The 25,475-nt window shown below is 71.1% G+C and carries 22 protein-coding genes; 21 read left to right on the top strand and 1 reads right to left on the bottom strand.

From position 1 onward, the window contains the following. Positions 1–387: 387 nt before the first annotated feature. The 20 genes from ACL02O_RS08300 to ACL02O_RS08205 all read left to right on the top strand — a co-directional run bounded on the left by ACL02O_RS08300 (position 388) and on the right by ACL02O_RS08205 (position 23,039). The gene (locus ACL02O_RS08300) at positions 388–1,629 is read left to right on the top strand and encodes a hypothetical protein (RefSeq protein WP_412817389.1); all 1,242 of its coding nucleotides are present in this window, start codon (positions 388–390) and stop codon (positions 1,627–1,629) included. A 139-nt stretch (positions 1,630–1,768) separates the two neighbouring features. Further along, positions 1,769–3,007 (top strand): COG1361 family protein, encoded by a 1,239-nt coding sequence (locus tag ACL02O_RS08295; protein WP_412817388.1) that lies wholly within the window; start codon positions 1,769–1,771, stop codon positions 3,005–3,007. 94 nt (positions 3,008–3,101) lie between these two features. After that, positions 3,102–3,812, top strand: a complete 711-nt coding sequence (locus ACL02O_RS08290) for a demethylmenaquinone methyltransferase (RefSeq protein ID WP_412817387.1) — start codon at positions 3,102–3,104, stop codon at positions 3,810–3,812. A gap of 87 nt (positions 3,813–3,899) precedes the next feature. After that, a complete protein-coding gene (locus ACL02O_RS08285) occupies positions 3,900–4,118 on the top strand; it encodes a hypothetical protein (RefSeq protein WP_412817386.1) in 219 nt (72 codons plus the stop codon). 134 nt (positions 4,119–4,252) lie between these two features. Continuing rightward, positions 4,253–5,527, top strand: a complete 1,275-nt coding sequence (locus ACL02O_RS08280) for a geranylgeranyl reductase family protein (RefSeq protein ID WP_412817385.1) — start codon at positions 4,253–4,255, stop codon at positions 5,525–5,527. A 151-nt stretch (positions 5,528–5,678) separates the two neighbouring features. Beyond that, entirely contained in the window at positions 5,679–6,044 is a 366-nt protein-coding gene (locus ACL02O_RS08275) for an NADH-quinone oxidoreductase subunit A (protein ID WP_412817384.1), read from the top strand. 14 nt (positions 6,045–6,058) lie between these two features. Further along, positions 6,059–6,736, top strand: coding sequence for a NuoB/complex I 20 kDa subunit family protein (locus tag ACL02O_RS08270; protein ID WP_412817383.1), 678 nt, complete (start codon positions 6,059–6,061; stop codon positions 6,734–6,736). Next, positions 6,733–7,464, top strand: coding sequence for an NADH-quinone oxidoreductase subunit C (locus ACL02O_RS08265; protein WP_412817382.1), 732 nt, complete (start codon positions 6,733–6,735; stop codon positions 7,462–7,464). Before ACL02O_RS08270 ends, ACL02O_RS08265 begins: the two co-directional genes overlap by 4 nt. Next, positions 7,461–8,789: an NADH-quinone oxidoreductase subunit D gene (locus ACL02O_RS08260; RefSeq protein WP_412817381.1), complete on the top strand. Its 1,329-nt coding sequence runs from the start codon at positions 7,461–7,463 to the stop codon at positions 8,787–8,789. The genes ACL02O_RS08265 and ACL02O_RS08260 overlap by 4 nt, the downstream gene beginning before the upstream one ends. Next, positions 8,786–9,874, top strand: coding sequence for an NADH-quinone oxidoreductase subunit NuoE (gene nuoE, locus ACL02O_RS08255; RefSeq protein WP_412817380.1), 1,089 nt, complete (start codon positions 8,786–8,788; stop codon positions 9,872–9,874). The genes ACL02O_RS08260 and nuoE overlap by 4 nt, the downstream gene beginning before the upstream one ends. Further along, the gene (gene nuoF / locus ACL02O_RS08250) at positions 9,871–11,187 is read left to right on the top strand and encodes an NADH-quinone oxidoreductase subunit NuoF (RefSeq protein WP_412817379.1); all 1,317 of its coding nucleotides are present in this window, start codon (positions 9,871–9,873) and stop codon (positions 11,185–11,187) included. Before nuoE ends, nuoF begins: the two co-directional genes overlap by 4 nt. Further along, positions 11,187–13,673, top strand: coding sequence for an NADH-quinone oxidoreductase subunit G (locus ACL02O_RS08245; protein WP_412817378.1), 2,487 nt, complete (start codon positions 11,187–11,189; stop codon positions 13,671–13,673). The genes nuoF and ACL02O_RS08245 overlap by 1 nt, the downstream gene beginning before the upstream one ends. Then, positions 13,670–15,028, top strand: coding sequence for an NADH-quinone oxidoreductase subunit NuoH (gene nuoH, locus ACL02O_RS08240; protein WP_412817377.1), 1,359 nt, complete (start codon positions 13,670–13,672; stop codon positions 15,026–15,028). Before ACL02O_RS08245 ends, nuoH begins: the two co-directional genes overlap by 4 nt. A gap of 1 nt (position 15,029) precedes the next feature. Further along, the gene (nuoI, locus tag ACL02O_RS08235) at positions 15,030–15,671 is read left to right on the top strand and encodes an NADH-quinone oxidoreductase subunit NuoI (RefSeq protein WP_412817376.1); all 642 of its coding nucleotides are present in this window, start codon (positions 15,030–15,032) and stop codon (positions 15,669–15,671) included. After that, positions 15,668–16,441 (top strand): NADH-quinone oxidoreductase subunit J, encoded by a 774-nt coding sequence (locus ACL02O_RS08230; protein ID WP_412817375.1) that lies wholly within the window; start codon positions 15,668–15,670, stop codon positions 16,439–16,441. The genes nuoI and ACL02O_RS08230 overlap by 4 nt, the downstream gene beginning before the upstream one ends. Next, positions 16,438–16,755 (top strand): NADH-quinone oxidoreductase subunit NuoK, encoded by a 318-nt coding sequence (nuoK, locus tag ACL02O_RS08225; RefSeq protein ID WP_412817374.1) that lies wholly within the window; start codon positions 16,438–16,440, stop codon positions 16,753–16,755. The genes ACL02O_RS08230 and nuoK overlap by 4 nt, the downstream gene beginning before the upstream one ends. 10 nt (positions 16,756–16,765) lie before the next feature. Continuing rightward, a complete protein-coding gene (nuoL, locus tag ACL02O_RS08220) occupies positions 16,766–18,724 on the top strand; it encodes an NADH-quinone oxidoreductase subunit L (RefSeq protein ID WP_412817373.1) in 1,959 nt (652 codons plus the stop codon). 64 nt (positions 18,725–18,788) lie between these two features. Then, positions 18,789–20,321 (top strand): NADH-quinone oxidoreductase subunit M, encoded by a 1,533-nt coding sequence (locus ACL02O_RS08215; RefSeq protein WP_412817372.1) that lies wholly within the window; start codon positions 18,789–18,791, stop codon positions 20,319–20,321. Continuing rightward, positions 20,318–21,871: an NADH-quinone oxidoreductase subunit NuoN gene (gene nuoN, locus ACL02O_RS08210; RefSeq protein WP_412817371.1), complete on the top strand. Its 1,554-nt coding sequence runs from the start codon at positions 20,318–20,320 to the stop codon at positions 21,869–21,871. Before ACL02O_RS08215 ends, nuoN begins: the two co-directional genes overlap by 4 nt. Before the next feature lie 88 nt (positions 21,872–21,959). Next, entirely contained in the window at positions 21,960–23,039 is a 1,080-nt protein-coding gene (locus ACL02O_RS08205; RefSeq protein ID WP_412817370.1) for a polyprenyl synthetase family protein, read from the top strand. 109 nt (positions 23,040–23,148) lie between these two features. Here ACL02O_RS08205 and ACL02O_RS08200 read toward each other — a convergent pair whose 3' ends face one another. Next, positions 23,149–24,336 carry an MFS transporter gene (locus ACL02O_RS08200; RefSeq protein WP_412817369.1) on the bottom strand — a complete coding sequence of 396 codons (1,188 nt, stop codon included), beginning with the start codon at positions 24,334–24,336 and terminating at the stop codon, positions 23,149–23,151. Positions 24,337–24,489: 153 nt separating this feature from the next. Between ACL02O_RS08200 and ACL02O_RS08195 the strand changes: the two genes are divergently transcribed. Further along, positions 24,490–25,272: an IclR family transcriptional regulator gene (locus tag ACL02O_RS08195; protein WP_412817368.1), complete on the top strand. Its 783-nt coding sequence runs from the start codon at positions 24,490–24,492 to the stop codon at positions 25,270–25,272. Positions 25,273–25,475 lie beyond the last annotated feature (203 nt).

The raw sequence follows: 25,475 nt of genomic DNA, 5'->3' as shown, positions 1-25,475 counted from the left end.
GGCGAGGCTGATCGCGGCCCGCTAACGTCCCCGCCCATCCCGTTCTTCGCCTTGCAGGGGGCTCTGGCCCCGGGTGACGAACGGTGCACCGACTGAGGTTCGTCCTCCATCGGCCTGTGAGGGCCGTTCATATAACGCACGGCAGCAGGGGCGGGATGGTCCACCATCCCGCCCCTGCTGTGTCCCGCCGCGCCGGCCCGTGGTGCACCGGCCGACGGCCGGGATCTCGAGGTCGACCGAGCCCCGGGCGTCCCGGTCCGTCCGGGGGAGGTCCGGGGTGGACGTTCAGCGGGTATCGCCCGGGGAGCGGTTTCCGGGGCACCGCGTCACGGCGTTGGCCGCTAGTGTCCGTTGCGGCCTGTCAGCCATATCTCACGGGGAGTGCTCATGGCTTCGCGCGTTCGACCACTGGCCCGGCTCGGCGCCGCGCTGCTGCTGGCCTCCGCCGGTCTCGCCGTCGCGGCGGCGCCCGCCCACGCCGAGGACGCCGTCGTCGACGTCGCGGTGGACGTCGTCGGCACCCGGGTGGCCGCGGATGCCACGGGCAAGGTCGCCTGGGTGAAGATCAGCAACCATGGCACCGTCACACCGGACCTCATCGCGGTCAACGTCAGCGCGCGGGACTTCGACTACAGCAAGGTGCGGGTCGACCCGGCGCTCGAGGGCTGCGACGTCGACGGCGACGAGAAGAACGACCGGTGGGACTGCCCGCTGCGCGGAGACCAGATCCCCGGCCCGGGTGAGACGGTCGAGGTGCCGCTCGTGGTCCTCAAGACCACCGACAAGCTGACCGAGCCGTACCGCGCCACGTTGCGCGTCTCGGTCAGCCCGTGGAACAACAACGAGCCGCTGACCGACGCGAATCCGGCGGACAACGCGGACGACTACCCGGTGGAGCTGACCACGGAGAACGGCGTCGACCTGAGCGTGGTGGCCCCGGATGTCAAGCGGGAGATCGCCTTCGACGACGTGCTGGACGACAACCCGAAGACCGGGCCGCTGAACCCGGGCGACAAGACGGTGGTCTTCGCGTACATCGTGAACCAGGGCGACCGCATCGCCGAGGGTCTCGACCTGACGATCACCCTGCCGAAGGGCGTGGTCTTCGACGACGGCATCCAGCTCAAGGAGTGTGAGTACAGTGCGGACCGGCGGTCGGCGGACTGCCGGGCGGGACTCCTCCAGCTGGCCCCGGGCAACGGGGTCACGGGTGCCTTCCCGGTGGTGCTGGACATGCGGTCGGACAAGCCGGTGACCATTCCCGGCGGCACGGTGACGGTGTCGGCGCGCGGCGAGTTGCCCGCCACCGACAGCAACCTCGCCCGCCCGTCCACCATCCTGCCGTCCTTCCTCCTCACGTCGACCGGCGCGTTGGCCCCCACGGCGAGGGAGATCGATCAGAGTGACAACTCCGACGACTTCGCGTTCGTCGTCACGCCGACCACTGCGGGCGGCGGCGGTGGCGGTGGTGGTGACCAGGACGGCGGTCTGCCGGTGACCGGGCCGCAGGCCGGTCTGATCGGCGGGATCGGTGCGCTCGTGCTGGCCGCGGGCACCGTGCTCTTCCTGACGGCGCGGCGTCGTCGGGTGGTCCTGGTGAACCCGGGCGACGAGCGGTCGACCGACTGAGCTTCGTCCTCGCCGCGTCCACCGTCCAGGCAAGACGGGAGCACATTCACCGATGTGTCTCTGGCGTGGCGTGACGTCGCTCCGGTACCGTCCGTTCGTTCCGCAACGTTTTTCGCTCGTCCCTTACCCCGGGGGATCCATGACCTTCCTTCATCGCACCCTGGCGCGTGCAGGTTCCGCAATCCTGCTCACGGCAGGGCTGACTGCAGTCGGCACCCCTGCTCAGGCCGCCGCCGACCTGCCCGATCTCGTCCTCGTCCCGATCAGCACCAGCCTGGCCAGGGGTGTCGACGCGGCCCAGGCCAAGCCGTTCAAGTTCACCGTCACCAACGTCGGTACGGCCACGGCGAAGGACGTCAGCGTCCGCGTCAAGGTCGACCGGCTCAAGCCGAAGCGCATCGGCTACGTGGTTCCGGCGGGTTGTACGCCCGTCGACAGCGCGCCGATGTACGAGTGCCGCCTGGGCGATCTGCCCGCGGGTACCAGCGAGGACTTCGGCATCCCGCTGTTCAGCACGGGTGGCAAGGGCAACGGCGGGGTGCTCACCGTCGGCGTGGCCACCTCATCGCCTGAGTCGAACCCCACCGACGAGATCGTCGACGTGCCGGTCCAGGTGGCCGCGCCCGGCTACGACCTCACCGCCTGGGCGCAGGACATCCAGGACAACGTCGTGGTCGACGGGGCACGCCAGGACGAGCCCGACCTCAAGCCGGTCCGGCGGGGAGTCACCGTGCCGGTCGACTGGGCGATCTACAACGACGGCAGTCGCCGCGCCACCGGTGTCTTCTACGGGCTGACCCTGCCGGCCGGGGTGAGCTTCGTGCAGACGCCGGAGGGCTGTGTCCAGCAGGAGATCCTCGGCAAGGCCCAGTTGCTCTGCGAGGACTCGGGCGTGGTCGTGCGGCCCGGCGAGTACTACACCGCCGACGTCAAGGTCCGGGTGAACGCGGACGTCACCGAGCCGGTGCTGCACGAGGGTGACCTCTTCGCGTACGGGCTGGACGAGGAGAATGGCGAGCCGGAGGAGACGCCGCAGGTGGCCAGCTCGGCGCAGCGCAAGGCGTTCACCGAGGTTGACGAGTTGGACAACCACACCGTCTTCGAGGCGTTCGTCGACCTGTCGGCCGAGCCGGGCCCGAGCCCGAGCGGTTCGCCGAACCCCACCCAGACCGCGGCGCCGAGCCCGAGCGGGCAGCCCGGCGCGACTCCCGCCCCGGGTGGCGGTACCGGGGGTGGCCTACCGGTGACCGGTGTGCAGGCCGGGCTGATCGGCGGCATCGGTGGCGCAGTCCTGCTGGCCGGTGCGGTGCTGATGATCCTGGCGCGGCGGCGCAAGGTGGTCGTGGTGGCCCCGGGCGACGAGAAGTCCGAGGACTGACCGGTCGGCCGGCGCAAGGGCGGGGTGGGAGGCCACCCCGCCCTTGCGCGTACCCGGGGGGCGTCCGTCGCGGGCCGGCTGGCAGAGTGGAGGAGTGAGCCGTACCCCGCAGGGCCAGCGCGCCAGCCTGGACAAGCAGCCGCACGAGGTCGCCGCGATGTTCGACGGCGTGGCGGCCCGCTACGACCTGACCAACACCGTGCTCTCCTTCGGGCAGGACCGGTCCTGGCGGCGGGCCACCCGGCAGGCGCTGGACCTGCGCCCGGGCGAGCGGGTGCTGGACGTGGGCGCGGGCACCGGCGTCTCGACCGAGGAACTGGCCCACTCCGGCGCGTACGCGGTCGGTGCCGACCTGTCGCTGGGCATGCTGCGGGCCGGGAAGCACACCCGCCCGCAGGTGCCGTTGCTGGCCGGGGACGCCCTGCGGCTGCCCTTCGCGGACGCGAGCTTCGACGCGGTGACCATCTCCTTCGCGCTGCGCAACGTCAACGACACCGACGCGGCGCTGCGCGAGCTGGCCCGGGTGACGAGGTCGGGCGGCCGGCTGGTGGTCTGCGAGTTCAGCACGCCGGTGAACCCGGCCTTTCGCACGGTCTACCTGTCGTACCTGATGGGATCGCTGCCGGCGGTGGCCCGCGCGGTCTCCAGCAACCCCGACGCGTACGTCTACCTCGCGGAGTCGATCCGGGCCTGGCCGGACCAGGCGGCGCTCGCCGACCGGATCGGCGCGGCCGGCTGGGGCCGGGTGGCGTGGCGGAACCTCACCGGCGGGGTGGTCGCGCTGCACCGGGCGATCCGCGCCTGACCATCGGTCCGGGGCAGGAACACCGGTAATCCCGCCTATTTCGTGAATATCCGTTTTTGGTCTACTTTGCCCCGTAAGCTCGCCTCCATGACGGGACCAGACCATGCGGCCACGGACGACGACGCCGCCGAACTCATCGCCCAGCTGAAGGAGCTGGCCGGCGCGGATCCCGCCGACGTCCGTCAGGTGGTGGCCGAGGTGCTGGCCGCGCTCGACCGGGCCGCCGGGGGCGCGCTGCGGGAGCACCTGCCCGAGACGATCCGGGTTGATGCTGGCCTGGGACCTGCGAATGCCGCCCGCCCATGACGCCTAAATGGACTCCGACCGGCACGTTTCCGGGAAGTTAGGTACCCCTCACCGCCTATACGTATGACCCCGGTCATAGACTCCAACCCGATCGGCTTGTGAAGCATTTCACGAGCATGCGGGAGGAGGCGCAGATGACCGCGGTGGAGAACGACGCCGACGTGATCGTCGTGGGCGCCGGTCCCGGAGGATCGGCAACCGCGTACCACCTGGCTCAGCACGGCGTGCGCGTGCTGCTGCTCGAGAAGACCGAGTTTCCCCGGGAAAAGGTCTGCGGTGACGGGCTGACCCCGAGGGCCGTGCGGCAGCTCATCCGGATGGGCGTGGACACCTCGCCCGAGGCCGGCTGGCTGCACAACAAGGGACTCCGGGTGATCGGCGGCGGGGTGCGCCTGGAGCTGGACTGGCCGGACCTGGCCAGCTTCCCCAACTACGGACTGGTCCGGACCCGGCTCGACTTCGACGACCTGCTCGCCCAGCGCGCCGTCGCGGCCGGGGCGAAGCTGCGGACCAGCGTGAACGTGATCGGTCCGGTGCTGGACGCCGACGACCGGGTGATCGGCGTGCAGGCCGAGGTCGGCCCGGACAAGGAGCCGGCCACCTTCCACGCCCCGCTGGTGGTCGCGGCGGACGGCGTCTCCGGCCGCTTCCCGCTCGCCCTCGGACTGGCCAAGCGGGAGGACCGGCCGATCGGTGTGGCGGTACGCCGCTACTACCGCTCGCCCGCCAAGCACGACGACGACTACCTGGAGTCGTGGCTGGAGCTGCGTGGCAAGGAAAACGGCAACCTGCTCCCCGGCTACGGCTGGATCTTCGGCCTGGGCGACGGGCGGGTCAACGTCGGCCTGGGCATCCTCAACTCCTCGTCCGCCTTCGGCAAGACCAACTACCGGCGGCTGCTCACCGACTGGCTGGCCAACACCCCGGAGGACTGGGGGATGACCGACGAGGCCAACGCGGAGGGGCCGACCCTCGGCGCCGCGCTGCCGATGGGCTTCAACCGGGTCCCGCACTACACCCGCGGCGTGCTGCTGGTCGGCGACTCCGGCGGCATGGTCAACCCGTTCAACGGCGAGGGCATCGCGTACGCGATGGAATCCGGTGAGCTGGCCGCCGAGGTGGCGGTGCAGGCCCTCGCGCGGCCGGCCGGCGTTGAGCGGGAACGGGCGCTGATGGCGTACCCGCAGGAGCTCAAGGCGCGCTTCGGTGGCTACTACCGGCTCGGCGGGATCTTCGTGAAGCTGATCGGCCGGCCCGAGGTCATGCGGCTCGCCACCAAGCACGGCATGCCCCACCCGATGCTGATGCGTTTCGTGCTCAAGCTGCTGGCCAACCTGACCGACCCCCGGGGCGGGGACGCGATGGACCGGATCATCAACACGATGACGAAGGTGGCTCCCGCCGTGTAGCGCGTGGAGAGCCCTGGACCAGCGGCTCCGGGGGCGACGGTGCCCCCGGGACCCGACAGAGATCGACCCCGCCGGCCGAGGTCACGAGGGACGTGAATAGTGTGATTTTCGCTAACCACCGAGGTCAGGGAAGGACGAGCAGGAGACAACGATGATGCTCTCTCCTTACGCACCGATCATCGGGCTGTTCGCCCTCGCCGCGGGGTTCGCGCTGTTCTCCGTGGCAGCGGCCCGATTCGCCGGCCCCCGGCGCTTCAACAAGGCCAAGCTCGAGGCGTACGAGTGCGGCATCGAGCCGAGCCCGCAGCCGATCGGCGGCGGCCGGTTCCCGGTCAAGTTCTACCTGACGGCGATGCTCTTCATCGTCTTCGACATCGAGATCATCTTCCTCTACCCCTGGGCGGTTTCCTTCGACGCCCTGCCGATCTTCGGCTTCGTGGAGATGGTCCTGTTCATCGTCGCGGTCTTCGTCGCCTACGCCTACGTCTGGCGGCGCGGCGGCCTGGACTGGGACTGAGGGAGGTACGGCAGATGGGCATCGAGGAGAAGCTTCCCTCCGGCGTCCTGCTCACCACCGTCGAGAAGCTGGTCAACTGGTCGCGGAAGTCGTCCGTCTGGGGCGCCACCTTCGGCCTGGCCTGTTGTGCCATCGAGATGATGGCGGCCGGTGGCCCGCACTACGACATGGGCCGTTGGGGCATGGAGGTCTTCCGGGCCTCGCCGCGGCAGGCGGACCTGATGATCGTGGCCGGGCGGGTCAGCCAGAAGATGGCCCCGGTCCTGCGCCAGATCTACGACCAGATGGCCGAACCCCGCTGGGTGCTCTCCATGGGGGTCTGCGCCAGCAGCGGCGGCATGTTCAACAACTACGCCATCGTGCAGGGCGTCGACCACGTCGTCCCGGTCGACATGTACCTCCCGGGCTGCCCGCCCCGCCCCGAGATGCTCATCGACGCGATCCTCAAGCTCCGCGAGAAGATCATGTACGAGCCGCTGGGCCCGAACGGCCGCAAGATGCTGGAGGCCCGCAAGGAGCGCGGTGACGTGCCCGTGGTGCCGTACGGCTCGATGCCGTCGTCGTACCGCAACGACAAGGCCCGGCGCGCCGAGTGGACCCGGGCGGTCCGCGAGGGGCGCGAGGAGCAGTTGCGGATCGAGAACTGGATGAACGCGCAGAACCACCTCCACGCACACGGGGGGCCGAAGTGAGCAACGACAGCAACAGCAACGGAGGCGTACCGGTACCGGTGAACCCGGCCGGCGCCACCAGCGGCGCCCCGGCCGAGTACCCGCCGGCCAGTCCCGCCGGGCGCGGCATGTTCGGCATCCACGGCACCGGCGACGTCTCCGGCTTCGGTGGGCTGGTCCGCCCGCGCAAGCCGGTCGAGGAGAGCCCCCGGCCGTACGGCGGCTACTTCGACGAGGTCCGGGACGCGCTGGAGGAGGCGTACCCCGACTTCGGCGACGCGATCGAGAAGGTCGTGGTCGACCGGGGTGAGCTGACCCTGCACGTCCGCCCGGAGCGGATCGCCGAGGTCTGCCAGGTGATGCGTGACGACCTGGCGCTCCGCTTCGAGCTCTGCTCCTCGGTGTCCGGCGTGGACTACCTGGGCGCGGACGCCCGCCGGCTGCACGTGGTGTACCAGCTCACCTCGATGACCTACCGGCGGCGGGTCCGGCTGGAGGCCGCGGTCTCCGTGGAGGACCCGCACCTGCCGAGCGTCACCGGCGTCTACCCGACCGCCGACTGGCAGGAGCGGGAGACCTACGACATGTTCGGCATCGTCTTCGACGGCCACCCCAACCTGACCCGGATCCTCATGCCGGACGACTGGGAGGGGCACCCGCAGCGCAAGGACTACCCGCTGGGCGGCGTCCCGGTCGAGTACAAGGGCGCCGAGATCCCGCCGCCGGACCGGAGGAGGTCCTACCAGTGACCACGTCCAACTACGCGACCGAGCGCGAGACCACCGAGGGCAAGGTCTTCACCGTCACCGGTGGGGACTGGGACCAGGTCGTCTCCGGCACCGACCCGATCAACGACGAGCGGATCGTCGTCAACATGGGTCCGCAGCACCCGTCCACGCACGGCGTGCTCCGGCTGATCCTGGAGCTGGAGGGCGAGACGGTCCGCGAGGCCCGCTCGGTCGTCGGCTACCTGCACACCGGGATCGAGAAGAACCTGGAATACCGCAACTGGGTTCAGGGCTCGACCTTCGTGACCCGGATGGACTACCTCTCCCCGCTGTTCAACGAGACGGCGTACGCGCTGGCGGTGGAGAAGCTGCTCGGCATCACCGACGACATCACCGAGCGGGCCACCACCATCCGGGTGCTGATGATGGAGCTCAACCGGATCTCGTCGCACCTGGTCTGGCTGGCCACCACCGGCATGGAGCTGGGCGCGATCTCGATCATGCTGTACGGCTTCCGCGAGCGGGAGTACATCCTCGACATCTTCGAGACCATCACCGGCCTGCGCATGAACCACGCGTACGTGCGGCCGGGCGGGGTGGCGCAGGACGTTCCGGACGAGGCGATCGTCAAGATCCGGAACTTCCTGAAGATGATGCCGAAGAAGCTCAAGGAGTACGAGGACCTCCTCTCCGGCCAGCCGATCTGGGTCGAGCGCACCAAGAACGTGGCCGTGCTCGACGTGACCGGCTGCCTCGCGCTCGGCATCACCGGTCCGGTGCTCCGCTCCGCCGGCCTCGCCTGGGACCTGCGCAAGACCATGCCGTACTGCGGCTACGAGACGTACGAGTTCGACGTCCCGACCCACCCGGACGGCGACGTCTGGGGCCGCTACCAGGTCCGGCTCGCCGAGATCCGTGAGTCGCTGAAGCTGGTCGAGCAGGCGCTGGACCGGCTGGCCAAGCCGGGTCCGGTGATGGTGTCCGACAAGAAGATCGCCTGGCCGGCGCAGCTGGCGATCGGCGTCGACGGCATGGGCAACTCGCTGGAGCACGTCGCCAAGATCATGGGTCAGTCGATGGAGTCGCTGATCCACCACTTCAAGCTCGTCACCGAGGGTTTCCGGGTCCCGCCGGGCCAGGTGTACGCGGCGGTCGAGTCCCCCCGCGGCGAGCTGGGCGTGCACGCGGTCTCCGACGGCGGCACCCGGCCGTACCGGGTGCACTACCGGGAGCCGAGCTTCGTCAACCTCCAGGCGCTCCCGGCGATGGCCGAGGGTGGCCTGATCGCCGACGTGATCGCCGGTGGCGCCTCGCTGGACCCCGTGATGGGTGGTTGTGACCGATGACGACTTTCACTGAAGAGACCCGGGCCCGGGCGCGGGAGATCATCTCCCGCTACCCCGCGGACCGGTCGCGCTCGGCGCTGCTGCCGCTGCTGCACCTGGTCCAGTCCGAGGAGGGGTACGTGTCCCCCGCCGGCGTCGAGTTCTGCGCCGAGGTGCTCGGGCTGAACAAGGCCCAGGTCGGCGCGGTGGCCACCTTCTACACCATGTACAAGCGCAAGCCCACCGGTGACTACCTGGTCAGCGTCTGCACCAACACGATGTGCAACGTGCTGGGCGGCCAGGAGGTCTACGACACCCTCGCCGAGCACCTGGGCGTCGGGCACGACGAGACCACCGAGGACGGGAAGATCACCCTGGAGCACGCCGAGTGCCTGGCGGCGTGCGACTACGGTCCGGTGATGACGGTCAACTACGACTTCTTCGACAACGTCGACGCGCAGACCGCGCTGGGCGTGGTCGAGGAGCTGCGCGCCGGCGGTCGGCCGATGCCGACCCGGGGCGCCCGGCTCTGCACGCTGAAGGAGATGGCCGTCCAGCTCGCCGGTTTCGCCGACGAGCGCGAGGGCGCGGTGGCCGACGGCGGGCCGGGCGAGCCGAGCCTGCGCGGCCTGCACCTGGCCGAGCAGCACGGCATCTCCGTGCCGGGCTTCGACCCGAACACCCCGATCCGGAGCAAGGCCGAAGCCGACAAGGCCGCAGCCGAGGCGAAGGCCAAGGCCGAGGCGGCGAAGCCGGCCCCGGCGGCCGAGCCCGCCAAGGCCGCGCCGTCCACGGCCGGCAACGCGGGCGCGGCCGAGCCGGCCGGACCGGCGGCGGCCACCGGCAGCACCGCGCCGGACGTGAAGGCACCGGACGCCAAGTCGCCGCAGCTGCGTACCGCGGAGACCCGGCAGCCGGACGCGGGCACCGCGGTGCCGGACGCCCCCGGCACCAAGGTCCCGGCCGACGGCGCGCCGCCGGTGCCCCGCGACGCGCAGGAGGCGGAGGCCGCCGGCGCGGCGGCGAACCCGCCGGCCGGTGACGGCAAGCCCGCCGGCGACGACGCCGCGGCGCAGCAGCGCAACCTCAAGGAGGCTCAGAAGTGACGACGCCTCGACGGGAGACGTTGGCCAAGCTGACGCCGGTGCTGACCAAGCGCTGGCTGTCGCCGGACGCCTGGGGAATCGGCACCTACGAGAAGCTGGACGGCTACGCCGCCCTGCGCAAGGCGCTCAAGGCCCACCCGGACGACCTGATCCAGCTGATCAAGGACTCGGGGCTGCGCGGCCGCGGCGGCGCGGGCTTCCCGACCGGCCTCAAGTGGGGATTCATCCCGCAGGGCGACGGCAAGCCGCACTACCTCGTGGTGAACGCCGATGAGGGCGAGCCGGGCACCTGCAAGGACCTGCCGCTGATGACCCACGACCCGCACTCGCTGGTCGAGGGCGTGGCCATCGCCTCGTACGCGATCCGGGCCAACCGCGCCTACATCTACATCCGGGGCGAGGCGGTGCACGCCGCCCGCCGGCTGCGCAACGCGGTCCAGGAGGCGTACGCCAAGGGCTACCTCGGGAAGAACATCCTCGGCTCCGGCTTCGACCTGGAACTGGTGGTGCACTCGGGCGCCGGGGCGTACATCTGCGGCGAGGAGACCGCGCTGCTGGACTCGCTGGAGGGCTTCCGGGGCCAGCCCCGGCTCCGCCCGCCGTTCCCGGCGACCCACGGCCTGTACGCCAGCCCGACCGTGGTCAACAACGTCGGCACCATCGCCAGCGTGCCGTACATCGTGCTGGGCGGCGCCGACTGGTGGAAGACCATGGGGACGGAGAAGTCCTCCGGCCCGATGATCTACTCGCTCTCCGGCCGGATCGCCAACCCGGGCCAGTACGAGTGCTCGATGGGGATCACGCTGCGCGAGCTGATCGAGCTGGCCGGCGGCATGCAGCCCGGGCACAACCTGAAGTTCTGGACCCCGGGCGGGTCGTCGACCCCGCTGCTCACCGCCGAGCACCTGGACGTGCCGCTGGACTTCGAGGGGGTGGCGGCGGCCGGCTCGATCCTGGGCACCACGGCCACGCAGATCTTCTCCGACCAGGACTGCCCGGTGTACGCGACCTACCGGTGGCTGGAGTTCTACCACCACGAGTCGTGCGGCAAGTGCACCCCGTGCCGCGAGGGCAACTACTGGATGGTCCGGGTCTACCGGCGGATCCTCGCCGGCCAGGGCACCCATGAGGACCTGGACACCCTGCTCGACACCTGCGACAACATTCTCGGCCGCTCGTTCTGCGGCCTGGGTGACGGTGCGACCAGCTCGGTGACCTCGTCGCTGAAGTACTTCAAGCAGGACTACCTCGACTACATCGAGGGACGTACCGCGCCCAAGCTCTCCGACAAGCAACTGGTTGGAGCCCACTGATGACGGACGTAGCCAAGCAGACCGAGACCGTCACCCTCACCATCGACGGCGTCCAGGTCACCGCCCCGAAGGGGGCGCTGCTGATCCGGGTCGCCGAGCAGATGGGCACCGAGATCCCGCGGTTCTGCGACCACCCGCTGCTGGCCCCGGCCGGCGCCTGCCGCCAGTGCCTGGTGGAGGTCGAGGGCCAGCGCAAGCCGGTCGCCTCCTGCACCCAGACCGTCGCCGACGGCATGGTGGTCCGCACCCAGCTCACCTCCCCGGTCGCCAAGAAGGCGCAGGAGGGGGTCATGGAGCTGCTGCTGATGAACCACCCGCTCGACTGCCCGATGTGCGACAAGGGCGGCGAGTGCCCGCTGCAGAACCAGGCGATGTCCACCGGCCGGACGGACTCCCGGTTCCACGAGCACAAGCGGGAGTACCCGAAGCCGCTGCCGATCAGCACCCAGGTGCTGCTCGACCGCGAGCGCTGCGTGCTCTGCCAGCGCTGCACCCGGTTCTCCGAGGAGATCGCCGGCGACAAGTTCATCGACCTGATGAACCGGTCGTCCGCCGAGGAGATCAACATCTACCGGGACGACGCGTACGGCGCGGAGTCCGGGGATGAGGCGGGCGACGTCCCGTTCAACTCGTACTTCTCCGGGAACACCGTGCAGATCTGCCCGGTGGGCGCGCTGACCGGCGCGCAGTACCGGTTCCGGGCCCGCCCGTTCGACCTGGTCTCCACCCCGAGCGTCTGCGAGCACTGCTCGGCGGGCTGCGCCCAGCGCACCGACTGGCGGCGCGGCAAGGTGCTGCGCCGGCTGGCCGGCGACGACCCGGCGGTGAACGAGGAGTGGAACTGCGACAAGGGCCGCTGGGGCTTCCAGTACACCCGCGCCGCCGACCGGATCACCACCCCGATGGTGCGCGACGAGCGGACCGGTGAGCTGCGCGAGGCGTCCTGGAGCGAGGCGCTGACCCGGGCCGCCGAGGGGTTGCGCGCCGCCCGGGACGACGGCCAGGGCTCGGCGGTGCTCACCGGCGGCCGGTTGACCGTCGAGGACGCCTACGCGTACGCCAAGTTCGCCCGGGTCGCGCTGCACACCAACGACATCGACTTCCGGGCCCGCCCGGTCTCCCGCGAGGAGGCCGACTTCCTGGCCAGCAGCGTCGCCGGGGTCACCGAGGTGACCTACGCGGACGTGGAGAACGCGCCCGCGGTGGTGCTGGTCGGCCTGGAGCCGGAGGAGGAGTGCCCGATCCTCTTCCTGCGGCTGCGCAAGGCGTACCAGAAGAAGAAGCTCACGGTGTACGCGATCGCGCCGTTCGCGACCCGCGGCCTGGAGAAGCTCGGGGCCAAGCTGGCCCGGGTGGTGCCCGGCGAGGAGGCCAGCGTGCTGGCCGAGCACGCCACGGTGGCCGAGGCGCTGAGCCAGCCGGGGGCGATTCTCGTCGTCGGCGAGCGGCTGGGCGCGGTGCCGGGTGGGCTCTCCGCCGCGGCCGACGTCGCCCGGCGTACCGGCGCCAAGCTGGCCTGGGTGCCGCGGCGCGCGGGCGACCGCGGCGCCGTCGACGCCGGCTGCCTGCCCAACCTGCTCGCCGGTGGCCGCGTGGTCACCGAGCCGGCGGCCCGCGCCGAGCTGGGCGAGGCGTGGGACATCGCGGCCGGGGTGATCCCGAGCCAGGCCGGCCGGGACACCGACGGCATCCTCACCGCGGCGGCCAACGGTCAGCTCGGCGCCCTCGTGGTCGCCGGGGTGGATCCGGCCGACCTGGCCGACCCGCGCCTGGCCGAGCAGGCCCTCGACGCGGTGCCGTTCCTGGTCAGCCTGGAGCTGCGGATGAGCGCGGTGGCCCGCCGGGCGGACGTGGTCTTCCCGGTCGCCCCGGTGGCCGAGAAGGCCGGCAGTTTCCTGGACTGGGAGGGCCGGCTGCGCACCTTCGAGGCGGTGCTGGAGACCGACGCGATGAACGACGGCCGGGTGCTCGACGCGCTCGCCGCGCAGCTCGACGTCCGGCTCGACACCGGCGACGTGATGCGCGTCCGCCGGGAGCTGGGCGCGCTGCCGCCGACCCGGGTGGACCGCCCGGGCGTGCCGGTGGTCGACCCGGAGGCCGTGCGGCAGCCCGGGCCCGGTGAGGCCGTGCTGGCCACCTGGCACCAGCTGATCGACCTGGGCAGCCTCACCGACGGCGACGAGTACCTGGCGGGCACCGCCCGCCCGCCGGTGGTCCGGCTGGGCAAGGGCACCGCCGAGGCGATCGGCGTGGCCGACGGCGACCCGGTGACCGTGGGCACCGACCGCGGCGCGGTCACCCTGCCGGTGGCGATCACCGAGATGCCGGACGGCGTCGTCTGGCTGCCGACCAACTCACCCGGCTCGACCGTCCGGCGCAGCCTCGGCGCTACGTCCGGGGACGTGGTCAAGGTCTCCGCCGCCGCGGTGGCCGCGGACACGGCCGGTCGCCCGGGTCCGCTCCTCAACGCTGGGGGTGTTCGATGAGCCCGGTCCTCGCGGCCGCGCAGGATCCGACGCTGGCCGACTTCGGCAAGGACCCGTGGTGGCTGGTCCTCGTCAAGATCCTCTTTGCCTTCGTCTTCGGTCTGCTGGCCACGCTGCTCGGCGTCTGGTTCGAGCGCCGGGTCGTCGGCTACATGCAGGTGCGGCCCGGCCCCAACCAGGTCGGCCCCTTCGGCCTGCTGCAGACCCTCGCCGACGGCCTGAAGATGGCCTTCAAGGAGGACATCCTCCCGCGGGCCGCCGACAAGGTCGTCTACTTCTTCGCGCCGACCATCTCGGTGATCTGCGCGGTCACCGCGCTGTCGGTGGTGCCCTTCGGGCCGAAGGTCAGCATCTTCGGCCACTGGACCCCGCTCCAGGTCACCGACGTGTCGGTGGCGGTGCTGGTGCTGCTGGCCTGCTCCTCGATGGGCATCTACGGCATCGTGCTCGGCGGCTGGGCCTCCGGCTCGACCTACCCGCTGCTGGGTGGTCTCCGGTCCAGCGCCCAGATGATCTCGTACGAGGTCGCCATGGGGCTGAGCATCGTGGCGGTGTTCATGACCGCCGGCACGATGTCCACCAGCGGGATCGTCGCCGCCCAGGCGCACGGCTCGCGGCTGAACCTCTTCGGCTGGGACGTCACCGCGCCCGGCTGGTACGCGATCCTGCTGCTGCCGAGCTTCATCATCTTCTTCATCGCCACGGTCGGCGAGACCAACCGGGCGCCGTTCGACCTGCCCGAGGCGGAGTCGGAGCTGGTCGCGGGCTTCATGACCGAGTACAGCTCGCTGAAGTTCGCGCTCTTCATGCTCTCCGAGTACGTCTCGATGGTGACCATGTCCGCGGTCACCACCACGCTCTTCCTGGGCGGCTGGCGGGCCCCGGCCCCGATCACCACCTTCTGGGCCGGCGCCAACTCCGGTTGGTGGCCGATGCTCTGGTTCTTCGGCAAGGTGCTGATCCTCGTCTTCGTCTTCGTCTGGCTGCGGGGCACCCTGCCCCGGCTCCGGTACGACCAGTTCATGCGCTTCGGCTGGAAGGTCCTGCTCCCGATCAACCTGGTCTGGATCCTGGTCCTGGCCGGGCTGCGCTCGATCGAGGACTGGCAGACCAAGGACCGGCTGCTGGCCACCGGCATCGGCGCGGGCGTGCTGCTGCTGATCACCCTCTTCTGGCCGAGCCGGAAGAAGGAGCCGAAGCCGCCGCTCCAGGAGCAGGTCAACAGCCGACCGCACGGCAGCTTCCCGCTGCCCCCGATGGACCTGCAGGTACCACCGAGCCCGCGCACCAAGCGCGTGGTCGCCGAGCGGGAGCCGGCCAACGTCGTTGCCGGCCCGGACTCCAGGGAGGTGTGACGTGGGCGCGATCACCGGAACGTTCAAGGGCTTCGGGGTCACCTTCTCGCACATGTTCAGGAAGGTCGTCACCACCGACTACCCGTTCAAGCCGCCGGTCTCGGCGCCGCGCTACCACGGGCGGCACATCCTCAACCGGCACCCGGACGGGCTGGAGAAGTGCATCGGCTGCGAGCTGTGCGCCTGGGCCTGTCCGGCCGACGCGATCTACGTGGAGGGTGGCGACAACACCGAGGAGCAGCGGTTCTCCCCGGGCGAGCGGTACGCCAGCGTCTACCAGATCAACTACGCCCGCTGCATCTTCTGCGGGCTCTGCATCGAGGCCTGCCCGACCCGCTCACTCACCATGAGCAACGAGTATGAGCTGGCCCGCGACAACCGGCAGGACCTGATCTTCACCAAGGAGCAGCTGCTCGCGCCGCTGCTGCCCGGGATGGAGCAGCCGCCGCACCCGATGCGGCTGGGTGAGAGCGAAAAGGACTACTACGTCGGCGGCCTGACCAACCCGGGCACCTCGGCCGGCGCCGAGCGTTCGCCGATGGGGCCCGGCCGGTACCGGCTGGACGAGCACCCCGGCGTGACGTTCCCGGGTGCCGAGCAGGCGGCCCAGCGGGCGTCGGCAGGCAAGGGAGACACGGCATGACCACGCAGACGGTGCTCGCCGAGGCGGCCTCGGTCGGCGGCGGCGAGGCGGTGACCTTCTGGATCCTCGCCCCGCTGGCCCTGATCGGCGCGATCGGCATGGTGTGGGCGCGCAACGCGGTGCACTCGGCGCTCTGGCTGGTGCTGACCATGCTCTGCCTGGGCGTGTTCTACGTCCTGCAGGCGGGGCCGTTCATCGGCATGGTGCAGATCATCGTCTACACCGGCGCGATCATGATGCTCTTCCTGTTCGTGCTGATGCTGGTCGGCCGGGACGCCTCCGACTCGCTGATCGAGACGCTGCGCGGGCAGCGTACGGCGGCGATCGTGCTGGCCCTCGGCTTCGCCGGCCTGGTCGGCACGGGTCTCTACCGGGCGCTCGACGGCGTCCGGGCCGTCGGTCTGGACGCGGCCAACGGCGAGGGCAACGTGCAGGGCATCGCCCGGCTGCTCTTCACCAAGTACGTCTTCGCCTTCGAGCTGACCTCCGCCCTGCTGATCACGGCGGCCGTCGGCGCGATGGTGCTGGCGCACGTCGAGCGGCGCAAGGAGGACCGGATGGACCAGGTCGCCACCATGAAGGCCCGGTTCCGCCCCGGCAACTACCCCGGCCCGAAGCCCGGCCCGGGCGTCTTCGCCACCTCGACCTCGGTGGCCACGCCCGCCCGCCTGCCCGACGGCCGGCTGACCGAGCGGAGCATCCCGGAGATCCTGCCGGCACGGGAGCTGACCGCCGAGGAAAGCTCCCTGAAGGGGACGGAAAAGAAATGAGCACCTTCTTCTCGGTCGAGCCGAGCTACTACCTGGTCCTCGCCGCGGTGCTCTTCACCATCGGCGCGGTCGGGGTGCTGGTCCGGCGTAACGCGATCGTCCTGTTCATGTGCGTCGAGCTGATGCTCAACGCGGCGAACCTGACGCTGGTCACCTTCAGCCGGATCAACGGCGACCTGAACGGCCAGATCATGGCGTTCTTCGTGATGGTGGTGGCGGCGGCCGAGGTCGTGGTCGGGCTCGCGATCATCATGTCGATCTTCCGGACCCGGCGCTCGGCCAGCGTCGACGACGCCAACCTGCTGAAGTACTGAGGGGCCTGCGGTGGAACAGATTCTGACGTTCGCGGAAGCTGAACCGACCGGGACCGTCGCCTTCGCGACGGCGAGCGGCCTGCTCGGCAGCGTCTGGCTGCTGGTGGCCATCCCGCTGGTCAGCGCGGCGATCCTGCTGCTGCTCGGCCGGCGGGCCGACCGCTGGGGCCACTGGCTGGGCGTGGGCGCCATCGGCGCCGCCTTCCTGCTCGGCCTGACCTACTTCTTCCAGCTCCGCGGCCTGGAGAACAAGCAGGTCCAGCTGAGCCTCTGGCAGTTCATCACGGCCGGCGACCTGAAGGTGGACTTCGGTCTGCTCTTCGACCCGCTGGCGGCGGTCTTCGTCCTGCTGATCACCGGGGTGGGCTTCCTGATCCACCTCTACGCGGTCGAGTACATGGCGCACGACGAGGGCCGGCGGCGGTTCTTCGGGTACTTCAACCTGTTCGTCGCCGCGATGCTGCTGCTGGTGCTCGGCAACAACTACGTGATGCTCTACTTCGGCTGGGAGGGCGTCGGTCTGGCGTCGTACCTGCTGATCTCCTTCTGGTACGGCCGGCCGAGCGCCGCCACCGCCGGCAAGAAGGCGTTCCTGATGAACCGGGTCGGTGACGCCGGCCTGGCCATCGGCATCTTCGTCATGTTCGCCCAGCTCGGCACCACCCAGTACGACCAGGTGTTCAGCAACGTCGGCGAGCTGGGCAAGACCACCGTGCTGGTGCTGGGCCTGCTGCTGCTGCTCGGCGCGACCGGCAAGTCCGGCCAGTTCCCGCTCCAGGCGTGGCTGCCGGACGCGATGGAGGGTCCGACCCCGGTCTCCGCGCTCATCCACGCGGCCACCATGGTCACCGCGGGCGTCTACCTGATCGCCCGCTCGAACCCGATCTTCTCGGCCAACACCACGCTGCAGCTGGTGGTGGTCAGCGTCGGCGCGATCACCCTGCTGATGGGCTGCATCATCGGCGCGGCGAAGGACGACATCAAGCGGGTGCTGGCCTGGTCCACGGTGAGCCAGATCGGCTACATGTTCCTCGGCGTCGGCCTCGGCGGCGGGGCGTACGCGCTGGCCATCGTGCACCTGCTGGCGCACGGCTTCTTCAAGGCCAACATGTTCCTCGGTGCCGGCTCGGTCATGCACGGGATGAACGACCAGGTGGACATCCGCCGCTTCGGCAACCTGTCGAAGTACATGAAGGTCACCTGGCTGACCTTCATGATGGGCTGGCTGGCCATCATCGGCATCCCGCCGCTCTCCGGCTACTTCTCCAAGGAACCGATCATCGCGACCGCGTTCGAGCGGGGGGACTGGACCTCCTGGCTCTTCGGCGGCGCCGCGCTGCTCGGCGCCGGGCTCACCGCCTTCTACATGACCCGGCTCTTCGTGCTCACCTTCCACGGCCCGGCCCGCTGGACCGAGGACATCGAACACCCGCACGAGTCGCCGAAGCTGATGACCGTCCCGCTGATCCTGCTGGCGATCGGCTCGATCGCGGCCGGCTTCCTGATGAAGAGCTCGGTGCCGGACTGGCTGACCGCCACCGCCGGACTCGGCGGGGAGCACGCGGAGCACGACCCGGTCCTCGCGCACTGGCTGATCACCGTGCTCTCGCTGCTGGTCACCGTGCTCGGCGCCGGGCTGGCCTGGTCCCTGTTCCGCAACGGCACGGCCACCGAGCCGCAGCCGGCCGGCGTGGTGGTCACCGCCGCCCGCCGGAACCTCTACACGGACGCCTTCAACGAGGCGGTCTTCGAGAAGCCGGGCATCTTCCTCACCCGGGCGCTGGTCTTCCTCGACAACCGGGGCGTCGACGGGCTGGTCAACGGCCTCGCCGCCGCCGTGGGCGGGGGTTCGGGCCGGCTCCGGCGGCTGCAGACCGGTTTCGTGCGGTCGTACGCGACCTCGATCCTCACCGGCGCGCTGCTCGTGCTGGCGGCGTTCCTGGCGGTGCAGGCGGGGTGGCTGGCGTGATCGACCTGAACGCGGCCGCCCCCGCCGGCGGGCCACGCAGTCACGACGGAGGTAAGGCCGAATAATGTCCAACTTCCCGTTCCTCTCGGTGCTGACCCTGGCACCGCTGGTCGGCGCACTGGTCGTGGCCCTGTTGCCACGCCGCCGGCCGGACCTGGCCAAACTGGTGGCGTTCGGCTGGTCGCTGCTGGTGCTGGTGATCTCGGTGGTCATGTGGATCGCCTTCCAGGCCGACGGAGACCGGTTCCAGTTCCGCGAGTCGTACGCGTGGATCCCGAACTGGGGCGTGAACTTCACCTTCGAGGTGGACGGCATCGCGCTGGTCATGCTGATGCTGATCGCGATCCTGGTGCCGCTGGTGATCCTGGCCTCCTGGCACGACGCCGAGTCGTCCAAGCGCTCCGTGCCGGTCTACTTCGCGCTGCTGCTCGTCCTCGAGTGCACGATGATCGGCGTCTTCGCCGCCGCCGACGTCTTCCTCTTCTACGTGTTCTTCGAGGTCATGCTGGTGCCGATGTACTTCCTCATCGGCAGCTACGGCGGTCACCAGCGGCAGTACGCGGCGGTCAAGTTCTTCCTCTACTCGCTCGTCGGCGGTCTGTTCATGCTCGCCGCGGTGATCGGCCTCTGGGTGGTCGGCGGGAAGACCTTCGACTGGCAGGCGCTGAGCCAGGCCGACATCGACGTGAACACCGCCCGCTGGCTCTTCCTCGGCTTCTTCCTCGCGTTCGCGATCAAGGCGCCGTTCTTCCCGTTCCACACCTGGCTGCCGGACGCCGGTGGCGCGGCCCCGGCCGGCGCGGCGGCGCTGCTGGTCGGCGTGCTGGACAAGGTCGGCACCTTCGGGATCCTGCGGTACTGCCTGCCGCTCTTCCCCGAGGCGTCGAAGTGGTTCGCCCCGTGGGCGTTGGCGCTCGGCGTGATCGGCATCATCTACGCAGCGCTGCTGGCGGTCGGGCAGAACGACCTCAAGCGGCTGGTGTCGTACACCTCGATCGCGCACTTCGGCTTCATCGGGGTCGGCATCTTCGCCTTCACCACCCAGGCCGGCACCGGCGCGGTGCTCTACATGCTCAACCACGGGCTGGCCACCGGCCTGCTCTTCCTGGTGGTGGGCATGCTGATCGCGCGCCGCGGCTCGGCGCTGATCAGCGACTTCGGCGGCGCGGGCAAGCTGGTCCCGATGCTGGCCGGGGTGCTCTTCTTCGCCGGTCTGGCCTCGCTGGCACTGCCCGGCACCGCGCCGTTCGTCTCCGAGTTCCTGGTGCTGATCGGCACGTTCACCACCAACAAGCCGGTCGCGGTGATCGCCACGCTCGGCATCATCCTGGCCGCGGCGTACGTGCTGTGGATGGTGCAGCGCACGACCCAGGGCACCCTGAACCCGGGCCTGACCGAGGTCGACGGCATGCGTCGTGACCTGACCCTGCGCGAGAAGATCGTGGTCGCCCCGCTGATCGCGCTCATCGTGCTGCTCGGCTTCTATCCGAAGCCGGTCACCGATGTCATCAACCCCGCCGTCAAGGCGACCATGCAGGACGTGGGTCGGACCGACCCCGCGCCGGCGGTCGGCACCGTCCAGGAGGCCGCGAAGTGAGTGAACTGAAGCTGCCGTCGCTCGACTATGCGGCGCTCGCTCCCATCCTGATCATGTTGGGCGCCGCCCTGGTCGGCGTCCTGGTCGAGGCGTTCGTGCCGCGCCGGCTGCGCAACGGGGTGCAGCTCGCGCTCGCCCTGCTGGCGGTGCTCGCGGCGCTGACCATGGTGATCCTCAACGCCGACGACCGGCTGCTCACCGCGGGCCAGGCCATCGCGGTGGACGGGCCCACGCTCTTCCTGCAGGGCGCCATCCTGATCCTGGCCACCATGGCGCTGCTGCTCATCGGCGAGCGCACGGTGGAGCGGGGCGGGGCGTTCGTGGCGCACGCCGCGGTCACCGCCGAGTCGCCCGAGGACCGGCGCCAGGCCGCCGAGGTGGGCGGCACGACCGAGGTCTACCCGCTGGCCACGTTCGCGATCGGCGGCATGCTGATCTTCGTGGCGGCGAACGACCTGCTGACCATGTTCATCGCGCTCGAGGTCTTCTCGCTGCCGCTCTACCTGCTCTGCGCGCTGGCCCGCCGCCGGCGGCTGCTGAGCCAGGAGGCGGCAATGAAGTACTTCCTGCTCGGCGCGTACGCCTCGGCGTTCTTCCTGTTCGGCGTGGCGCTGGTGTACGGCTTCACCTCGGGGATCCCGGGCCGGCCGGCCGGCGTCGACTTCGCCACCGTGCACGCCGCGGTCGCCGACTCGTCGGCCAGCCCGACGCTGCTGTACGCCGGCATGGCGCTGCTCGCCATCGGCCTGCTGTTCAAGGCCGCCGCCGCGCCGTTCCACGTGTGGACGCCGGACGTCTACCAGGGCGCGCCGACCCCGGTGACCGGCTTCATGGCCGCCTGCACCAAGGTCGCCGCGTTCGGCGCGCTGCTGCGGGTCTTCCACGTCGCCTTCTCCGGGGCCGCCTGGGACTTCACCCCGGTCCTCGGCACGGTGGCGGTGCTGACCATGCTGGTCGGCGCGGTGCTGGCGGTGACCCAGACGGACATCAAGCGGCTGCTGGCCTACTCGTCCATCGCGAACGCCGGCTACCTGCTGGTGGGCGTGCTGGCCCCGAGCAAGGACGGGCTCTCCGGGACGATGTTCTACCTGGTCGCGTACGGCTTCTCGGTGATCGCCGCGTTCGCCGTGGTGACCCTGGTCCGGGACGCCGACGGGGAGGCCACCCACCTGTCCCGCTGGGCCGGGTTGGGACGCCGCTCGCCGTTCTTCGCCGCGATCTTCACCTTCATCCTGCTGGCCTTCGCCGGTATCCCGCTGACCAGCGGGTTCACCAGCAAGTTCGCGATCTTCGCCCCCGCGCTGGAGGCGAACCAGGCCTGGCTGGTGATCGCCGGTGTGCTGACCAGCATGGTGCTGGCCTTCCCCTACCTGCGGGTCGTGGTGATGATGTGGCTCTCCGAGCCCGGCGACGCCACCCCGACGGTCACCGTGCCGGGGGCGCTCACTTCGGCGGCCCTGGTCATCGGCGTGCTGGCCACGCTGGTGCTCGGTGTCGCCCCGGCGCCCCTGCTGGACCTGGCCAACGGTGCCGCCGAATTCGTCCGATGACGGAGGTCGCCCGACCGGGGGCCGGTACGCCATGGCGTACCGGCCCCCGTCCGTATCCCCCTCATCGGGCAGGTCGAACGGGTGTGGCATGGTTGAAGGCGTGATTCCGGCTGGCGAGCGTTCAGGTGCCACCGGCCCCGGCGGTCGTCCGGGCCCGGAGGGCACGGGTCAGTTCGGCGCGCTCGGCCTGCACCTCGCCGATCCGCGCGTCGAGGCCTCCGTGCTGGGCATCATCGAGCGGGTCGAGACCGAACTTCGGGCGAGCGTCGCCAGCGCCGACCCGCTCGTCACCGAGGCGTCCCGGCACCTGGTCGAGGCCGGCGGCAAGCGGTTCCGTCCGCTCCTCGTCGCGCTGGGCGCGCAGTTCGGCGATTCGACCGACCCGCGGGTCGTTCCGGCCGCCGTGGTGGTGGAGCTCACTCACCTGGCCACGCTCTACCACGACGACGTGATGGACGAGGCGGCGGTGCGCCGGGGCGCGCCGAGCGCCAACTCCCGCTGGACCAACTCGGTGGCCATCCTGGTCGGCGACTACCTCTTCGCCCGGGCCGCGGACGTCTCGGCGGAGCTGGGCCCGGAGGCGGTACGCCTCCAGGCGCGTACCTTCGCCCGGCTGGTGCACGGGCAGATCGCCGAGACGGTCGGCCCGCGTGGCACCGACCCGGTCGCGCACTACCTGCATGTCATCGCCGAGAAGACCGGCTCGCTGATCGCCACCTCGGCCCGCTTCGGCGGCCTGTTCAGTGGCGCGCCCGCAGCGCACGTCGAGGCCCTGGCCGGGTACGGCGAGACCATCGGGGTAGCCTTCCAGCTCTCCGACGACCTGCTCGACATCGCCAGCGAGTCGGTGCAGTCCGGCAAGACTCCCGGCACCGACCTGCGCGAGGGCGTCCCGACCCTGCCGGTGCTCTACGCGCTGGCCGCCGACGACTCGGACGCCGCGAGCGTGCGGCTGCGGGAGGTCCTGGCCACCGGCCCACTGGTCGACGACGCGTTGCACGCCGAGGCGCTCGGCCTGCTCCGGGAGTCCCCGGCGCTCAAGCGCGCCCGGGAGACCGTCCGCAGCTACGCCGAGGAGGCCAGGGCGCAGCTTGCCCCGCTGCCCGACGGCCCGGCCCGCCGCGCCCTCGAGTCGCTCTGCGACTACATCGCCGACCGCACCAGCTGACGACCCGCCGAACCTCGCGCGCCGTGCCCCCGCCGCTCGATCACGACGTTCGCGGCGAGGTCGGCCTCATCGACCGCCGCCAACCTCACGGTCGGCCGCCGGGTGCGGGTCAGGCCGGGGAGGGGCGGGCGAGGAGGCGGGCGCCGGCCAGCATCAGCACGGCGGCCAGGAGCATCGCGGCGGCGGCGGCCGACCACATGGTGGGGTAGCCGAGGGTGTGGGCGGTGGCGCCGAGGGCCAGCGGGCCGAGGCAGCCGCCCGCGTACACCCCGGTCTGGGTGATCGAGGTGGCCGCGGCCGGGGCCTGCGGGTGGAGCTTGACCACCGCGAAGTTCAGCAGCCCGGGCCAGGCCCAGCCGAGACCGAAGCCGAGCACCACGCCGGCCACCAGTGCCCCCGGGCCGGCCAGCGCGAGCAGGACCAGCCCGAGCGCGCCGACCACGAGCATGCCGGCGATCAGCGCCACGTGTCCGCTCTCCCGGCGGTCGGCGAGCCAGCCGGCACCGACCCGGGCCACCACGCACACCGCGCTGCCCAGGGTCAGGGTGAGGCCGGCCAGGCCCGGGGAGAGCCCCCGGCCGGCGGCGGAGTCCACCAGGAAGGTGCCGAGCGCGTTCGCGGCGGCGGCCGCGAGGGTGGCGGCGAGGCCGACCACCACCAGTGCCCCCGTCGCCTGCCCGGCCCGTCCGGCGGCCGGCTGCCGCGCCGGATCGCCCTCCTGAGCCGGTACGGCCGGCAGCGCGGCCAGCGCCGCCCCGGCGGCGGCGACGAAGGCCCAGCGCCAGCCGACGGTCAGCGCGATGGTGGGGACCGCCGCGCCGGCCAGCAGGGTGGAGACCGGGATGGCGGCCTGCTTCACCCCGAAGGAGAGCCCCTGCCGGTGTCCGGGCACGTGCCGGGCCAGGGCGGCGTTGCTGGCGAGCTGGCCGAGCGCGTTCGCGGCGGCGCTGAGCCCGAGCAGCGCGACCAGCACCGGGTACGACCGGGCCAGCGTCGCCACGGCCAACAGTGAGCCGGCGGAGAGCAGGATGCCGGCGCGGGCCACCACGGCGCCGCCGTAGCGCTCGACGAGCGCCCCGGAGGGCACCGAGGCCAGCGCGCTGATCCCGAAGTAGACCGAGACGGCCAGGCCCAGGCCGGCGGGGGAGAAGTGCAGGTCCCGGCCCATCTGCACGGCGAGCCCGCCGAGCAGAAAGACGGGCAGGACGCAGGCGATCGTGGTGGCGATGGCGCCCGCGCTGGCCCGGACGGTGCGCCGGGCCGCGGGGGGCGAGGGGTGCAACGCGGTGTCGGTCATCGTCAGGCAAACCTACGCCGCCGCGTTTCGGCAGCTGATCGCCGTCTGTCGTACCCGGCCTGCGCCCGGTGATCTGGCATCCTCGATCCGAACAGGCATTTCGCACTCGGCCTGTTTTTCATATGGTGTAAGTCCCCGGCGGCGGAGGTGGTTGTGCGCGACCCCTTGGCGGAACCCTCAGACCTGATCCGCAGTGTGTCCCGCGCGCTTCGAGTGCTCGAGTCGGTCGGCCGTGCGCCGAGGGGCCTCACGGTCAAGCAGATCGCCCGCCGCTGCGAGCTGACCGTGGCCACCACGTACCACCTGGTGCGCACCCTGGCGTACGAGGGGTACGTGATCCGGCGGGAGGACGGCACGTACATCGTCGGGCTGGAGGTGGCCGACCGGTACCGGGAGCTGGTCACCGCGTTCCGGGGGCCGCCGGCGGTCGGCGAGTCGCTCCGGCGGGCGGCGGTGGACACCGGCTGGAGCCACTACCTGGGGCGCTTCGTCGGGGGTCAGGTGGCGGTCACGGCGGTGGCCGAGGGGCCCCGCTCGCCCTACCTGGAGGACCTGGTGCCGGGCTTCGACGAGGGGGCGCATGCCACCGCCCTCGGCAAGAGCCTGCTGGCCACCCTCACCGCCGAGCAGCGCTTCCGTTACCTGCGCGAGTACGGCATGCGACCGTTCACCAGCGCCACCCTGACCACCCCGGAGGCGTTCGAGGCCGACCTGGCCGCCGGTGACCGGCGCGGCATGCAGTTGGAGCTGGGGCAGTTCCGGCAGGGCGTGGCCTGCGCCGCGGTGCTGGTCACCCCGGACAAGGACATCGAGCGCCGGGTGGTGCTGGCCTGCGCGCTGCCGGCCAGCGAGATGATGACCTCCGCCCGGGTGGTCCGGGCCAAGCTGCTCACCGTCGCCCGCGCGGTCGCCGACGGCATCGCCACCGAGTCCTGACGGGCGCCACCGACCCGTGCCGCCCGGCGACGGACTGCGGCAGATCGGCGCGTCCGCCGGTCGCGACACCCCGAGATGCCCCAACCCGGCGCCCGATGGTCGGGCCGGCCCGGGATGCAGCATCCCGCGCGGCCGCCGGCCCAGGGCAGCTCCGGGTCCGCGCGAGGGCCTCGGCCCTCGGGGACGCCGAAAGGGCCCCTTCC

The organism is Micromonospora mangrovicola (assembly GCF_047200535.1).
Classification (GTDB): domain Bacteria; phylum Actinomycetota; class Actinomycetes; order Mycobacteriales; family Micromonosporaceae; genus Micromonospora.
Note: the sequence above shows the minus strand (reverse complement) of the source record. Positions and strands in the feature narration are given on the sequence as shown.